Raw genomic sequence first — 15,749 nt, 5'->3', positions numbered from 1 at the left:
ATTCATATGGCATTTGAGCAGTGACGGGCGATCACGGATCGCCCCTACATTGCAATATTTCATTCAACTGATACGTTACTTTTTTCATTTGACATACGAATTATCCAAAGGTGCTCAACAGCCCGACAATCAGCGGTGCTCCGAAATAGACCACCAGTCCGATGATGATGACATAGACGGCGCAAACCTTCATCGTGGCCTGGAGAATCTTGCCCTCGCTGCCAATAATCCCGGTGGCGGCGGTGGCCACGGCAATACTCTGGGGTGAGATCATCTTGCCGGCGGTGGCACCAGCGGTGTTGGCGGCGGCCAGCCAGTAGGGACTCATGCCGATGGCGTTGGCGGCCTCGACCTGAAGCCCGCCAAAGAGGACGTTGGCGGATGTGTCACTGCCGGTAACAAAGGTCCCCAGGGCCCCGATCAGCGGCGCAATCAGGGGGTAGAAATCGCCGGTGACCAGCACCAGAATCTGGGCAATGACGCCAATCATGCCGCTGTAACCCATCACCTTGGCCAGCGCCACAATCGACATGATCGTAATCGCCGATTTAAACATCTGCTTGACGGTTTTGCCAAGGATCGTGGAAATCGTCCCGAACTTGACGCCTTGAATCAGGCCGCCCAGATAGGTGGCGATGATAATCAGGGTTCCCGGGGTGGCCAGCCAATAGAAGGTCATCGGCTTGCCGTGGGGGCCGGTGTAAATCTGCACCGTGGTGCTGACTTGTTTAAGCAGCCCGTTGATGGCCGGGAACAGCGACGAACAGAGAATAATAATGGCAAAGACCAGAATAAAGGGAAGCCAGGCCATAACGGCGGTCTTGAGCGGAATCTTTTCGATATTTTTAGCAGCGGTATCCTTATAAAAGACCTTGGCCATGGTAATCACCACCGCCATACAGATGACCGAGCCGACAATCGCTGGCAGTTCGGCGCCTAAATACTTAGCGACAAAAATCTGCGGTAAGCCGAAGGATAAACCAGCCATCAGGGTAATCAGGAAGACCCCTTTTATGGCTTTGACACTTTTGCCGGTAATGCTGACCAGGATGAACGGAATAATTACAATCATCACAAACAACTGGATGGCAATGGTAAAGGACAAATCGTTTACATTGAGGCCAGTAACTGATGCCAGGGTGCTGACAGGCAAGCCGATGGCCCCGAACGCCGTCGGAGTGGTGTTGGCAATCAGACAGATGATGGCGGCAAAGACCGGGTTAAAGCCCAGGGCCGCCAGAATGCTGGCGGGAATCGCCACGGCGGTACCAAAACCGGCAATGGCTTCCAGAAAACCACCAAAACCCCAGGCCAGAATTAAAACCAGAATCCGCTGATCGGTGGAGACCGAGCTCATCATTTTTTTAATGGTTTCCATGCCGCCGGTGTGGGTCACCAGGTTATAGGTAAAAACGGCCGCAATAATGACCAGGAAGATCGGCCAGATCGCCATCGCCGCCCCTTCCAGGGCAGCCGTCAGGCTATCGAGTACCGGCATCTGCCAGACCAGAATACTGAGTCCAATGGTCATCGCCAGGGCAATCGGACAGGCCTTCTGGCCGGGGATCTTTAAGACCCCCAGCGAGACAATCAGCCAGATCACCGGGATCAGGGCGATAAAGAAGAGTAACAGGTTATCCATATGCCCTCCTACATCTGACAGACTTTTTTAGGATTTAAAAGGTTTTTCGGATCAAAGGTTTGTTTAATGCCAGCCATCAGGGCCAGATGTTCTGTGCCAAAATCGTTGAGCAGATATTGTCGTTTGGCATAGCCGATGCCGTGTTCGCCGGAAACCAGTCCGTTAAAAGTCAGGGCCTTGGCATACATCCGGTCCATCGCTTCGTTAAGCTTGGCTTCCCATGCCTGTTGGTCAAGCTGGTCCCGACAGACATAGATATGCAGGTTGCCGTCACCGGCATGCCCAAAGCTGGGAATCCGAACATTCATTTCGGCAGCCAGTTCATGGGTAAACTCAATAAACTCGGCAATCCGATTTCGCGGTACCACCACGTCGCACTCATCCATTTCGGTGGTCGAGGCTTTAATCGCTTCCAAAAAGGCGCCCCGGGCTGACCAGACCGATTCTTTCCGCTCGGCGGTATCAACAATATAGACATCTTTGGCGCCTTCGGCCAGACAAAGGTTTGCCACCACTTCGTATTCGGCTTCCACCTGTTCCCTGGAGTTGCCATCAAAGGTCAAGAGGATGTAGGCATTGCTGGAAGAATCGGGGAATTTTTTACCGAGGAAATCTTCAGCAAAGAGAATCGTCTGGCGTTCCATAAATTCGATGGCTGTGGGGATCGCCTTGGATTTGATGATCTTGGGCACAATTCCGGCGGCATCGCTGATATTATCAAAGGGAATCAAGAGGCTTAAGGTCATCTTGGGCAGCGGCAGCAGTTTTAAGATCGCCTTGGTGATCACACAAAGGGTTCCTTCGGAGCCGACGACCAGATCTTTTAAGCTGTAACCGGAGCTGTTTTTAACGATTTTTCCGCCCAACTCGATGATTTCACCGTTTGACAGAACCACCGTTAGACCCCGGACATAGTCCCGGGTGACACCGTATTTGACAGCCCGCATACCACCGGCGTTGGTGCTGATATTACCGGCAATGGTCGCCGATTTTTCACCGGGATCGGGGGGGTAAAAAAGATCGTGCTCTTCCACAAATTTCGACAGTTCCATTAAGAGGACGCCGGGTTCCACGGTAACGGTCAGGTTTTCTGAGTCCAGCTCAAGAATGTTATTCATCAGCGTGGTTTCTAACATGATCCCGCCAAACAGTGGCACACAGGCCCCCACCAGGCCGGTACCGGACCCCCGGACGACGACTGGGATATTATGATCATAGGAATATTTCATGATTTTAGAAACTTCTTCGGTGGTGGTGACTTTGATCAGCACTTCCGGATAGGAATGAATGCTACCCAGCTCATCATGACTAAAATCTTCACCAATCTGATCGCCAACAAAAATCCGTTCGGCGGGAATCAGGGCCTTTAAAAAATCGATATCGTTTGTTTCCACTTTTTTGTAATTCATCTTAGCCAACCATCCTTTCTGGTGTTTCCATGGCTTCCGGCATTGCCACGGTTTTCCCGGCGGCAGCACTTTCCGGATCGGCAATCATTTTTAACAGTTCCGGAATGACCTCATAGAGATCGCCGACCATGCCGCAATGGGCAATGTTAAAGATCGGTGCTTTAGGATCATTGTTCACGGCAATGATATATTCTGAATTCTGCATCCCGGCGGCAAACTGAACGGCCCCGGAAATCCCCAGTGCGATGATCAGTTTCGGTTTAACGGTTCGGCCGCTGAGGCCAATCTGCAGGCGGGCATCAAACCAGCCAGCTTCGATACCAGGCCGGGTACAGGCCACGGTGGCGCCGATTTTTTCAGCAAACTCTTGGATCATCTCCAAATCCTTTTCGCATTTCACGCCCCGGCCAACGGCCACAATGGTTTCAGCTTCCGACAGGTCAATCCCTTTTTCTTTTTTAATGACTTCCAGCACCGAAATGGCGGATACCAGCTTGTCTTTGCCAATTTCCATCACTTCCACGCTGCCCCAGGGATTGGCGACCCGTTCCGGAGCCGAGAAGACTTTATAACGGACGGTACAAAACTGAGGACGGGTGTTTTCAGTAACAATCTGGGCCATGATATTGCCGCCGAAGGCTGGCCGGATCTGAACCAGATCGGTATTGTCTTTCATTTCCAGAATGGTGCAGTCGGCGGTCAGGCCAGTGCGGTAACGGGCAGCCACCCGGGGGGCCAGCGACCGGCCGACGTTGGTAGCACCCACTAAAATCGAAGACGGTTTAACCTTTTCGATAAAGTCTTCCAGGACGTTGGCATAGGGCTCAATCACAAAATGCTTTAGCTCCGGCTGATCATAGACAAAGACTTTATCAACCCCGTAGCTAAGCAACTCACTGGCTTCGGCCGTGATGTTGGTGCCCATAAACAGGGCGTAAACCGGATGACCGATGACGGCGGCCAGTTCCCGGGCCTTGCCAATCAGTTCAAAGGTAACCGGATGAATCACTCCTTCAATGTGATCGACATAGACGGTAATACCCTTGTAGAGGCTTTTGTCGATACTGATTTTTTCGTCTTCTTCGAGTTCAAGCACCCCGGCGGGGCCGTTTTTTAAACACATCTTGCACATTTTACAGGCGGCGGTGACTTCCAGACGAGCGTTTACATATGAAAAGGCATCAAAGGGGCAAATCTCTGCCAGTGCCTCAAAGGTTTTCTGATCGACGTTTTCGGTAATTATTTTAATTCCTGCCATGATTTTATTCCTTTCCTGCCTAATTATCTTTACTCAGATATTTTTTTTCAGTCAAAATGCCATGAAGTGCCTGGGCCAGCACGGTTCCATCGCCCTCAAAGCTTACTTTTTCAACATTACTTTCCGGTGGGAAGATCCGCTCCACCTGGGTCGGCGACCCGCTGAGACCATATTTTTTGGCATCGGTGTCGTACATATCCTTCAGGGTCAAAACGGTAATTTCGGGATTTTCGGAAATTTCCAGTTTTCGTTTATAAGATGGCAACCGGGGGGTGTAAATGTCCTTATCAACCGTGATCAGACAGGGGTATGGGACCCGTTGGATTTCTAAGGATTCTTCCATATTCATTTGCAGAGTCAGGCCCGCTTCATCGGCCACCAGAATTTTAATGACGTTGGTGACGTGGGGAATCCCCAAAAATTCGGCCATTTCCGGACCGACCTGGGCAGTGTCGCCATCAGTGGTCTGCTTGCCGCAGATGATCAGATCAAAGTCGCCCAGTTTTTTGGCGCCCTGAGCCAGGGTATAGCTGGTGGCAACGACATCGGCACCGCCAAATTTTCGGTCTGATAATAAACAGCCAGAGTCGGCGCCCATATAGAAGGATTCGAGTAGCACCTCTTTACTTTGCATCGGCCCCATCGACAAGGTCGTAATGGTGCCGCCCAACTCTTCTTTTAAACGGAATGCCGTTTCCAGACCATATAAATCATAGGGATTGAGCTTCGATTCAACCCCATCCCGAATCAAAACCCCTGTTTCCGGATCCACTTCGACGTTGGACGTGCCGGGAACCTGCTTGATACATACCAGTATTTTCATACTCACCCTCCATAAAATAAATTTTTTGATTATTGCGAGCTGCCGTGAGCTTTGGGCCCAGTTTGACAAACGCCTGATTCTACTAATCATTGTTTAAGTGAAGACCGCTGCGAAATTTCTTTTGCTGTCCGTTTTGGCACAGACAGCAAGGACTTCACTCCTGGTGGACAAATTTCGCCGTCAACCGAATTTTCCGTTGACAAAAACTGTTAAACCCTCTTAAACCCATTCATAAACCACTTGACAAAATTCTGATAAAATTCTACTATTGGTCTGGTGGTCAGACCACTAACCTGTTGCCATTATATGTCTTTCGTAAATCTTTGTCAAGTAATAAAATAACGTTTTCAGGAAATATTTATTTACCAACTCTTGATCTTTTTGAATTTTAAAAGCGACTGTGGTAAAATGGTGTATTATGATGTTTATAAAAAATCGAATGAAATGAAGTGACTTTGAGATGTTTAAAGAAATAGCCCATACGAAAATCTATTTGCAGATCCTCGAGCAGATTAAAGAAAATATTATCCGGGGAAATTTAAAAAGCGGCGACCGCCTGCCCTCGGAACGGCAATGGGCGGAGCAGCTGGGGGTATCCCGGGCGACGATCCGGGAGGCGATCCGGGCCCTTGAGATGATCGGTCTGGTGGTCTGTCAGCAGGGTGAAGGCAATTTTATTGCCGAAAATTTTGAAGATACCCTGACCCAGCCGCTGACGATTATGTTCTGGCTCAGCAACGGTCAACTCAGCGAAGTGCAAGAGCTGCGGCGGGCCCTGGAAACGGAGGCGGCCAAGCTGGCGGCGAAAAAAATGACACCGGAACGGTTTGCCAGTCTGGAAAAAATTTGTGATGCCATCGAAACCGAAACCGACGAAACGGTTCGGGCCGAACTGGACAAGCGCTTCCACTACGAAATCGCCCTGGCTTCGGAAAACCGGATGATCCGCAATGTTCTGCAGTCCTCGGCAACCCTGATTGAAGCCCTGATCAAGGATATCCGGATTGCCATTCTCGATGATCCCGACCGGGGACCGGTGATTGACACCCAGCACCGCCATATCTTAAACGCCCTGAAAGCAAAGGAGCCCTTAAACGCCGCCTTTGCCATGTCCCAGCATATGGATCTGATTGACGGCTTTGTGGCCGGGCTGGAAATTGATGAACACTGATTTAATGGTTTAAACGAAAAAAAAGCCGGATGGGGTTTGCCATCCGGCTTTTTTTATCGTTTTTTTGACTATACCAATGCTTCAAATTTGTGCAGAAAGTCGCGCAGGACCGTTTCAATGACCGCGCAACCACCCACTGTATCAGATTCGATGTTCAGTGGCATAATCGGGTCATGGAGGGACATCCGCAGCAGGCACCAGCCGTTTCCGGCGGCCTCGTCACAGCTGACCCGGACCCCTTCATAGTTGGGATCGACCACCGTCCAGCCGGGTTGGCTGGCAGCGAAGGCGGCAAACTCCGTCAACACGTTTTCGCCATAGGCTTTAAATTCACCCGTCATAATTTTTAAGCGGATTTCCTTAGCTTCCACCGGTTCTTTTAAACCGGCCAGAAACGAACTGATTGGTTGGCCAGCCTTAAACAACTGGGCAAACTTGATCAGCGCCATGGTCACCAGATAGGCCCCGTCATCAAGAAAATAGTTTTCTTTAATAGCCCCGTGGCCACTGGTTTCCATTGCCAGATGGGTTTCGATCCCCTCGTTATTTAAGCGGATGGCTTCATTAATGACGTTTTTATAGCCCCGCTTAAAGCGATGATGGTGGCCACCATGGCTTTCAATAAAGGCCGTTAGCCCGGTGGAGGTAATCGAATCGGTAACAATTGTCGAGCCGGGATAGTCGGATAAAAGCATGCTGGCAATAAAGGCGATAAAGCCATTACGGTTGATGGCGTTACCTTTTTCATCAATAATCGCCGCCCGATCGACATCGGTATCAAAGATGATCCCCAGATCGGCCTGATTATCCAGCACTGCTTTGGTGATATGGGCAATGGCTACGGCATCCTCGGGGTTGGGCACGTGGTTGGGGAAATGGCCATCAGGCTCCAGATACTGGCTGCCAGTGGTGTCAGCGCCCAGCGGCTTAAGCACCTGGCTGGCAAAAAATCCGCCCGCCCCGTTACCGGCATCAACCACAATTTTGGCGCCTGCCAGGGGCTGCTCGCTGCCAGTTTTGGCCCGGATGATGTTTAAAATATTCTGGGAATAGGATGGCAGAAAATCATAATCCCGGGCCTGTCCGCCGGGGGTAAACGATGTTTCAACGGTCTCAGCCAGCGTCAGAATGGCTGTGATATCTTCTTTATTGAGGCCGCCCTCTTTGGTGAAAAACTTCAGTCCGTTGCGGTTAAAGGGCAGATGACTGGCGGTGACCATTACCGCCCCATCGGCCTCGATAACCGGATCGAGGGTGGTCATAAACATCGCCGGGGTGGTACTGATGCCGCATTGATAGACCTGGTGTCCCCGACTGACCAGCCCCAATGCCACCGCCTGGGCGATGTGAGGCCCGGACAGTCGGCTGTCACGGCCAACGGCAAAGGTCAGCAGGGTTTTCCCCAGCTTTTGCTCAAGCCAGGTGGCAAAAGCAAAGGCTATTTTCATGGCCATGTCCTGGGTAAAATTAACGGCCTCGCCGGGAATCCCCTCCAGGGCCACCCCCCTAACGTCAGAGCCATTTTGTAATTTTTTAATATCTTTAATTTCCATGTTGTTCTCCTGGTTATCAATCACCCGTATCAATCGGGCCTTTTAGCCAACCAAAGAGGCGCACATGACGGCTTTGATGGTATGCATCCGATTCTCGGCCTCATCAAAAACCTTGGAATGCTTGCTGCGGAAGACCTCATCGGTGACTTCCATTTCAGCCAGCCCAAACTTCTCTTTAACTTCCCGGGCCACCGATGTTTCCTGATCATGGAAGGCCGGTAAACAATGCAGGAAGATGACCTCATCATTGCCGGTGGCCTTAATCATTTCCATGTTCACCTGGTAGGGCGATAACAGTTTGATCCGCTCAGCCATCTGATCTTCTTCGCCCATGGAAACCCAGACATCGGTATAAATGGCGTCAGCGCCCTTCACACCGGTGCTTATATCAGCGGTCAGCGTGATGGTGCCCCCGGTTTCTTCACAAAGGGTCTTCATTTCAGCGACCAAGGCTTCTTCCGGAAATAATGATTCCGGCGCTACCGCCACAAAATGCATTCCCAGTTTGGCACAACCGATCATCAGGGCGTTACCCATGTTGTTTCGGGCATCGCCGACATAGACCAGACGTTTGCCTTTAACACTGCCGAAATTTTCCTGAATGGTCAGCATATCGGCCAGCACCTGAGTGGGGTGATCCAGATCAGTTAAGCCGTTCCAGACTGGGACGCCGGAATGTTTGGCCAGCATTTCAACCGTCTCTTGTTCAAAGCCCCGGAACTCAATGCCATCATAAAAACGACCCAGCACGATGGCGGTATCCTCAATCGATTCCTTTTTACCCATCTGACTATTGGTCAAAAAGGTGACATTGGCCCCTTCATCAAAGGCGGCCACTTCAAAGGCGCAACGGGTCCGGGTTGAGGTTTTTTCAAATATCAGCACAATGTTCTTGCCTTTAAGCAGTTCGCCCACCACCCCTGATTTTTTCTTGGCTTTGAGTTCGGCGGCGTAGTCAATCAGATACTGGATCTCCGCCGGGCTAAAATCTTTTAATGTCAATAAATGACGTCCTTTTAAATTCATCATGTTTCCTCCGTTTATCGCTTGTTAAGCTTATTTTATAAATTAATTTTCGAAATCAAAACCCGTCCCGATACAAGGGCATGGTCATGCAGCGGGGGCCGCCCCGGCCACGAACCAGCTCAGAGGCTTCAATCCCAATCACTTCAATGCCATTTTGGGTGAGCACCTCATTGGAGCGCTCATTTCGGGCGTAGGCCACGATCACCCCCGGGGCAATCGCCAGGGTGTTGGTGCTGTCGTTCCATTGTTCCCGGGCAGCAGCCACCGGGTTGCCGCCGCCACTTTCAATCAGGTTAATGGCTGGTAAACCAAGCACTGCTTTGAGGGCTTCTTTGAGACTGTCCTGCTTTTGATACTGCAGATAGCCGTCTTTTCCCGGCGTCATAATGACGGTTTCGACCTGTTCCAGAATCCCCGGGTAAACAATGAATTTATCGACGTCCACCATTGTAAAGACGGTATCCAGATGCATAAAGGCTCGGTTGCTGGGAATTTTTACGGCCAGCACCTTTGTGATCCCAAGCTCGGCAGCAAAGAGGTTTTTGGCCAGTTCTTCCACCCCCTGAACCTCGGTCCGTTCACTGCAGCCCACCGCCACTACCGTCGGGCTTAAAATCAGGATGTCGCCGCCTTCCACCGAAAAGAAGTTGGTATCCTGGTAAAAGGTTTTATTGTCACAGTTTTTAAACAGCGGATGATGCTCATAAATCGCTGCCAGATAGCGACTTTCCCGTTTGCGGGTGCGGGTGGCCATGGCCGAAATCACCATTCCGTCATGAATGGTCACCGCCGGGTCGCGCATGAAATATAAATTCGGCAGCGGGTTTAAATAAAAGGCATAAGGTTCCGGGCCTTTTAAATAATCGGTCAAGACCAGATGCCGTTCCAGATGATCAAGCTGCTTTTGCAGCACTCCCGCAATCAACGCATCGCCCAGAGCATTGCTGTCGAGAGACATCAGGTATTCATTTAAAAACCCATCGATATAGTTGCCCGATGAGGGATTTTTATCAATCACTTCAGCTATGATGCTTTCCCGGACTGAGGTGTCTTTTAGTATATCTTTTAGCAGATCCTCAACATAGAAGACTTCGGACCCCCGTTTTCTTAAGATAGCCGCAAAGGCATCGTGTTCCTCCTGCATCCGCTTAAGCCAAGGGATATCTTCAAATAAAAGTTCTTTTAGCGAATCCGGGACAATCCGTTCCAGTTCTTTACCTGGCCGATGGAGCAACACCTTTTTGAGCTTACCAATTTCCGATTCGATTTTCAGGTTCTTATCATTCATTTTTTTATCTCCAAAATTTTCAATACCCGGTTATTATACCATCGGTTTGCTAAAAAACCTACTAGAATTACGCAAGATTGTCGCAACAAAAAAAGAAGAACCGGAGTTCTTCCCTTTATGTGAATCGTTTATCTTGTCGTTATGAAACCAACAGTGCCCCATCCGCTTCATTCTCATCTAGTAATACAATTTTCACACTCTGAGTTAAGAGATCGGAATAACTAAACGATAATTTCTGTTCTTTCCGTTGATCTTCTTGAACCCGGACGGTAAAAATACTGGGATAAGTGCTTTCAATTACCCCTTCTTTTTGGTAGAGTTTTTTCTTGCTTTTATGTGCTTCAAGTTTGACTCGTCTGCCCAGATAATTTTCCACCTCGCGTCTAATGTCCATAATCGTAGCTTTTGGCATGAACTTCACCTCTCTGTGGTTTTCTCTACGTTAGTATACCACAGATTAAAGCAAAAGTAAAATTTTTTATTATAACAAGACCTGGTTTTATTGTCAATATGTAAATTTGATTTTCGTTTACATATTGTTTAACGTTTACATTTTTTCATTGCTAAATTTTTTCCCGGGCCTTAGCGATGTTTTTTCTTCTGGGCATCGGGGTTGGGGTCCGGGTGTTCATTAAATACCGAGTACATTTCCCGACCGTAACGCAGGGCATCGACAATCCGCATCGGGTTATGGAGCCAGATGGCATCTTCCAGCTTGGTCAGAACTTCAAAAGATTCAAAGCCCCATGTACATAAAACCGGCAGCATTTCGGCTCTGATCGCGGTTTCATAATCGACAGTGGAATCCCCGACGTAAAGACATTGCTGGGGTGTCAGCCCCATTTTGGCCACCAACTCCAGGGACACCGCCGGATTGGGTTTTCGCAGGGCATCTTTGGTAAAGCCCCGGACATCCACATAATCATACTGCCCTAGCAGGGCTTTAACCAATGTTTTGGCCTCAAGATCAGGCTTGTTGGTACAAACCGCCCAGGGGATATCATTGGCCTTAAGATAATCAAGCAGTTTGGTAATCCCCGGGTAGGGTTTGGTTTTTTTTAAATAGTTGGCGGAATACTCCGACCGTACCATCTCCGTCAACTTGTCAACAAAGGCTTCATCATCCCGATACTTTTCCGGCAAGGCATCCCGGGTCAGATTTCTAAGCCCTCTGCCAATAAACCGTTTTCCCACTTCATAGGAATGGGTGGGAAATTGATGATATTTCATAATCCCATTGACCGAATCGATCAGATCCTCCAGTGAATTGACCAGGGTACCGTCTAAATCAAAAACAATTCCTTTATACTTATGCATGACGTCCTCCTCTTCTGCGATTGCATGTTTTTTAATATTATACCCCATTTTAACAATAAATTTTGTTTTTTTAACAGCTTTGGATTATAATAAGATTATTCTTATCTCTGGAGGTAATATTTTGGGTTATAAGGAAGAGAATTATCAAAATCTCAGTAAATCTTTAATCAAAAAACTTGAAAAACGAAATTTTGAAGGCTACTATTGCCAAACTGCCAGTGAGGCCCTGGAACTGGCCCTGTCACTGATTCCAGAAGGTGCCAGCGTCACCCATGGCGGTTCCGAATCGATCAAGGAAATTGGCTTACTCGATGCGATTAAAAATGGCAACTATCAATATATTGACCGCAGCCTGGCTAAAACCCACCAGGAAAAAAGAGAGGTGGTGGCCCAGGGCGTACTGGCCCACACCTTTCTAACCGGTACCAATGCCATCACTATGTCTGGTGAACTGGTTAATATCGACGGACTCAGCAACCGGGTGGCCCTGATGTGCTTTGGCCCGGAACAGGTGATTGTTATCGCTGGCATCAACAAGGTGGTGGCCAATGTCGACGCCGCCATTTATCGGGCCCAGAACGTGGCGGCACCAATCAACGCCATCCGATTAAACGCCAAAACCCCCTGTTATGAGACCGGCAACTGTGCCAATTGCCATAGTGATGACTGCATGTGTGTCAATATCGTGACTACCCGTCACAGCCGCATTCCCGGCCGGATCAAGGTGATTCTGGTGGGCCAGAACTTGGGCTACTGAGATGCAGCATCAAGCCAATCCCATTGTTTGTTTAAATGAGGCCTTTGCGGTCTATCCCCATACCTTAAAAAAAGAACCGCGGGTGGCCTATGCCGGTACCCGGGGTTCTTATGGTGAAGAAGCCAGCCTGTCTTTCTTTAAACATGACTGTGAACTGTTTGCCTACAAGACCTTTGAAGATGTGTTTGTCGCTCTCAGCCAGGGGTCCATTGATTACGGGGTGCTACCAATTGAAAACTCCTCCACCGGATCAATTGCAGCCGTTTATGATCTGCTGTCCCGCTACCAGTATTATATCGTCGGCGAGCAGGAAATTAAGGCCAGGCACTGTCTACTGGCCCCCAAGGGCGCCAGTTTGGAGCGCATTAGCGAGGTTTATTCCCACCCCCAGGGTTTTTCCCAATCCGAGGAATTCTTAAAGGATTATCCCGACTGGAAATGCATTCCTTATTTCAATACCGCCATTGCCGCCGAGTACGTGGCCAGCCAGAACGACTCGACCATGGCAGCCATTGCCAGCAAACGGGCCGGGGAAATCTATAATCTATCGATTTTGGCGGAGAATATCAACTTTTCCCAGACCAACGTCACCCGGTTTGTGATAATTTCACGGCAGATTGAACTGTTTGAAAACCCCACCCGGGTCAGTATTGCCTTTCATCTGCCCCATCGTCCCGGGGCGCTCTATGAAATCATCGGGATCTTTTCGGTGTTTTCACTCAACCTCTGTAAGATCGAATCCCGGCCACTGTTAAAAGAGAACTGGGAATACCTGTTTTTTGTCGATTTCACCGGCAATATCTCCCAAAACACTCTGGTCAACCTGCTGCCGATTATTCAGGAAAAGGCCGAATATTTTCAGTTTCTGGGCTATTATCCCCAGTATGAAGAAAAATAGGATCCGCTTAATCACTTAGCAACAAAACCCCAGGTTTTCACGACACCAATAAGTCGTTAAACCTGGGGTTTTTAATTGTTACTGTCTAATCATAAAAGGCCATTCGAACCTGCCCATTGGCATCAACTGCCGGGCTGTAATCATCGGAATGACAATTGGGACAGCGGGCCTTGGCCGCAAAACGATAATGACCACCATCACAGGGCCCGGCAATCGCTTCGACTTTTTCCTGATACGATAAAGCCGGATTCTGGTTATTAATTTTTTCCTGAATTTCTTCCTGACGGATCGCCTTTTCTTTACCACAGCTGTCACAATGCAACAATTCAAAATATAAGCCACCGCCTTCCCGGACATCAAATTCGGTCTGGCACTGGTTACACCGGGCCTTAAACTGTCTGCCCATAGATAAACGCCTCCTTTAAAAGCTGTCCTTACAAAAGACCAGCCGGTTTCATTTAACTTCTTTTTTTAATGCGGAGAAGCGCTTGTTTTGCGCTTCATCGACCCGTAACATTCCGCCAAACCCCAAGCTATCCATGCCTGTTTTTTTATTTTGCCAATGCCGGTTAAATAAACCACCTTAAGCCAACAGCTGCAGCACTCCCTGGGGTTGCTGGTTAGCCTGGGACAACATTGCCTGGGCTGCCTGAGAAAGAATATTATTTTTGGTAAAGGCCATCATTTCCCGAGCCATATCGACATCCCGAATCCGGGATTCTGATGCGTTTAAATTTTCTGAAGCAGACTCCAGATTCTTAATCGTATGTTCCAAGCGGTTCTGATAGGCCCCCAACCGGGAACGCTCGGCAGACACCATTGAGATCGCTGAATCACAGGAGCTGATGGCCGCACTGGCAGATGTGTGGCTGTCGACTTTCAAGTTGTCAATCCCCAGGGCGTCGGCCCGCATATCGCTTGTCGAGACCGCCATTGACTGGCCGGTATTGGCACCGATCTGGATATTAAATGACTGGGCCGCCGAATCAGCCAGATCCAGCCAGGTGACTGTAAAGTTCAACGGCTGATCTACCTCCGGTGCTCCTGACCCTGCCGTTTCTGGCATGATGGTTTCTGCTGTTTTAGCAGTTCCCCCAGCCGCATCTGCACCAAGAATTGAACCCGTATCAGCTTCAGCACCTATATTTAATACAACACGAGTTGTTGCATTTAAACTAGCCGTTGTAACTGTTGTTTTAAAGGTTGAGACCCAAGTTGCAACGCTATTAAAACCCAATCCAGCATGTGCAGTCTTCATAGCTAACAAGGCCGCATCTAAAGTCTCGGTTGGATTATTTTTTAAATGCGTAATTACTTCGCTGATGCCTGTTCCTCCTGCGTCTTTTATTGCATCATCCAAATAGCGTACCGATAGATATGCGGTCGAATAGTCGTTGGAATCTCCATTCCAGGCTCCATAAGAACCATCGCCAATATTGGCAACAACATTTTCGATGCTACCAAGAGAGGCAATGCTAGTTTCCAGTCGTTCATCAGCACCGTGCATGAATTCCGCCACCCCTTCATTAAACCAGATGGGCAGATCAGCAAAATTCATAGTTCGCATCATAACCGCATGGGTCATTTCATGAGCGATAACTCGATCCACATATTGGAAATAAGTACCGCCATCCTGGGTATCGGTGGGTTGAGCATAAGCCAAATTAATTTTTAAGGTCAAATTTGTTCCTGCAGTTCCAGTTATTCCTGGCGTACCCACAGTATCTGCCGGACTTGAGGTGAAACTTCCTTCTACATAGGCGGCATAAGTACTTGATGGATCATTGGAAAATTCAACGGTCATGTTGGTATTTGCTGGTGCAAGAAGTCCACCTAAGCTCGCTGAGACCAGCTGTTCGGCTTCATCGAGCCACCACTTTTTCAGGCTTGAAATCAGATTCTGCTGATCGGCGACACTTACTGAGGCATTGCCCTGGTTTAGCAGTTTTTTGGTATTGAATTCAGTAGTATTGCCAATCCGATCCACCTCTTTAGCCAACTGATCGATCTCGCTTTGAATCGCTTCCCGATCGGCAGTGGCATTGACGTCATTGGCGGCCTGAACCGACAACTCACGTATTCGCTGAACAATCGAATGGGTTTCACTCAGGGCGCCTTCGGCGGTTTGGATCAGCGAGATCGCATCCCGGGCATTGGCCCCAGCCTGATCCAGCCCCCGGATCTGGCCCCGCATTTTTTCAGAAATCGCCAGTCCGGCAGCATTATCCCCGGCCCGGTTGATACTCTGCCCCGAAGACAGTTTTTCCAGTGACTTACTGACCTGGTTATTATTACTCGTCAATTGACGATAATTGTTGATTGCCATGATATTATGGTTAATTCGCATGTGGTCACCTCCTTTCCCCATTGACTCACCCTGATAATCATAGTATAAAAACACGAAATGAATTTGCTAACATGACGCTTCTTAATAAACCCAACTATTCAACATTCGCATTTCAATATATATCGGCTGAACTGGCGTGACGCATTAGCTTTTTTATTCAAAGTTTGACATTTGCTAAATTATCTTACTTGAGATAATTAGTTTACGCCTTTTCTTAAAAAATGGCCATTAAAAAAACCGATGGCATTGACACACCATCG

Annotated in this window: 14 protein-coding genes; 3 read left to right on the top strand and 11 right to left on the bottom strand. The window is 48.8% G+C overall.

What is annotated here, in order from left to right; genetic code table 11:
- Nucleotides 1–100: 100 nt before the first annotated feature.
- From ACWI_RS05670 to lctB, 4 genes are read right to left on the bottom strand one after another with little or no spacing between them, the layout of a single operon-like run.
- Nucleotides 101–1,642, bottom strand: a complete 1,542-nt coding sequence (locus ACWI_RS05670) for an L-lactate permease (RefSeq protein ID WP_070370464.1) — start codon at nucleotides 1,640–1,642, stop codon at nucleotides 101–103.
- 8 nt (nucleotides 1,643–1,650) lie between these two features.
- Nucleotides 1,651–3,051: a lactate dehydrogenase subunit LctD gene (gene lctD, locus ACWI_RS05665; RefSeq protein ID WP_070370463.1), complete on the bottom strand. Its 1,401-nt coding sequence runs from the start codon at nucleotides 3,049–3,051 to the stop codon at nucleotides 1,651–1,653.
- A 1-nt stretch (nucleotide 3,052) separates the two neighbouring features.
- On the bottom strand, nucleotides 3,053–4,309 hold the full coding sequence (gene lctC / locus ACWI_RS05660; protein WP_070370462.1) for a lactate dehydrogenase subunit LctC: 1,257 nt from the start codon (nucleotides 4,307–4,309) through the stop codon (nucleotides 3,053–3,055).
- 19 nt (nucleotides 4,310–4,328) lie between these two features.
- On the bottom strand, nucleotides 4,329–5,132 hold the full coding sequence (lctB, locus tag ACWI_RS05655; RefSeq protein ID WP_070370461.1) for a lactate dehydrogenase subunit LctB: 804 nt from the start codon (nucleotides 5,130–5,132) through the stop codon (nucleotides 4,329–4,331).
- Nucleotides 5,133–5,592: 460 nt separating this feature from the next.
- On the opposite strand from lctB, the gene ACWI_RS05650 reads away from it, so the two are divergent.
- Complete coding sequence (locus tag ACWI_RS05650) at nucleotides 5,593–6,303, top strand: FadR/GntR family transcriptional regulator (protein ID WP_070370460.1); 711 nt, start codon at nucleotides 5,593–5,595, stop codon at nucleotides 6,301–6,303.
- 68 nt (nucleotides 6,304–6,371) lie between these two features.
- Here the strand turns inward: ACWI_RS05650 and ACWI_RS05645 are convergent, their stop codons facing one another.
- From ACWI_RS05645 to ACWI_RS05625, 5 genes are all read right to left on the bottom strand, one after another.
- Nucleotides 6,372–7,856, bottom strand: coding sequence for a phosphohexomutase domain-containing protein (locus tag ACWI_RS05645; protein WP_070370459.1), 1,485 nt, complete (start codon nucleotides 7,854–7,856; stop codon nucleotides 6,372–6,374).
- 42 nt (nucleotides 7,857–7,898) lie between these two features.
- Nucleotides 7,899–8,882, bottom strand: a complete 984-nt coding sequence (gene argF, locus ACWI_RS05640) for an ornithine carbamoyltransferase (protein ID WP_070370458.1) — start codon at nucleotides 8,880–8,882, stop codon at nucleotides 7,899–7,901.
- 55 nt (nucleotides 8,883–8,937) lie between these two features.
- Complete coding sequence (locus ACWI_RS05635; RefSeq protein ID WP_070370457.1) at nucleotides 8,938–10,170, bottom strand: arginine deiminase; 1,233 nt, start codon at nucleotides 10,168–10,170, stop codon at nucleotides 8,938–8,940.
- A gap of 139 nt (nucleotides 10,171–10,309) precedes the next feature.
- The gene (locus ACWI_RS05630; protein ID WP_026395084.1) at nucleotides 10,310–10,582 is read right to left on the bottom strand and encodes a Veg family protein; all 273 of its coding nucleotides are present in this window, start codon (nucleotides 10,580–10,582) and stop codon (nucleotides 10,310–10,312) included.
- Nucleotides 10,583–10,752: 170 nt separating this feature from the next.
- Entirely contained in the window at nucleotides 10,753–11,487 is a 735-nt protein-coding gene (locus tag ACWI_RS05625; RefSeq protein WP_070370456.1) for an HAD family hydrolase, read from the bottom strand.
- Nucleotides 11,488–11,608: 121 nt separating this feature from the next.
- On the opposite strand from ACWI_RS05625, the gene ACWI_RS05620 reads away from it, so the two are divergent.
- Nucleotides 11,609–12,244, top strand: coding sequence for a lactate utilization protein (locus ACWI_RS05620; RefSeq protein WP_070370455.1), 636 nt, complete (start codon nucleotides 11,609–11,611; stop codon nucleotides 12,242–12,244).
- A 1-nt stretch (nucleotide 12,245) separates the two neighbouring features.
- Nucleotides 12,246–13,142, top strand: a complete 897-nt coding sequence (pheA, locus tag ACWI_RS05615) for a prephenate dehydratase (RefSeq protein ID WP_070370454.1) — start codon at nucleotides 12,246–12,248, stop codon at nucleotides 13,140–13,142.
- Nucleotides 13,143–13,227: 85 nt separating this feature from the next.
- On the opposite strand, the gene ACWI_RS05610 is transcribed toward pheA, so the two are convergent.
- Together ACWI_RS05610 and ACWI_RS05605 are read right to left on the bottom strand one after the other, a co-directional pair.
- Nucleotides 13,228–13,548, bottom strand: a complete 321-nt coding sequence (locus ACWI_RS05610) for a hypothetical protein (protein ID WP_070370453.1) — start codon at nucleotides 13,546–13,548, stop codon at nucleotides 13,228–13,230.
- 177 nt (nucleotides 13,549–13,725) lie between these two features.
- Nucleotides 13,726–15,489 carry a flagellinolysin gene (locus ACWI_RS05605; RefSeq protein WP_070370452.1) on the bottom strand — a complete coding sequence of 588 codons (1,764 nt, stop codon included), beginning with the start codon at nucleotides 15,487–15,489 and terminating at the stop codon, nucleotides 13,726–13,728.
- Between the last annotated feature and the right edge of the window lie 260 nt (nucleotides 15,490–15,749).

Source organism: Acetobacterium wieringae, assembly GCF_001766835.1.
GTDB lineage: Bacteria > Bacillota > Clostridia > Eubacteriales > Eubacteriaceae > Acetobacterium > Acetobacterium wieringae.
Note: the sequence above shows the minus strand (reverse complement) of the source record. Positions and strands in the feature narration are given on the sequence as shown.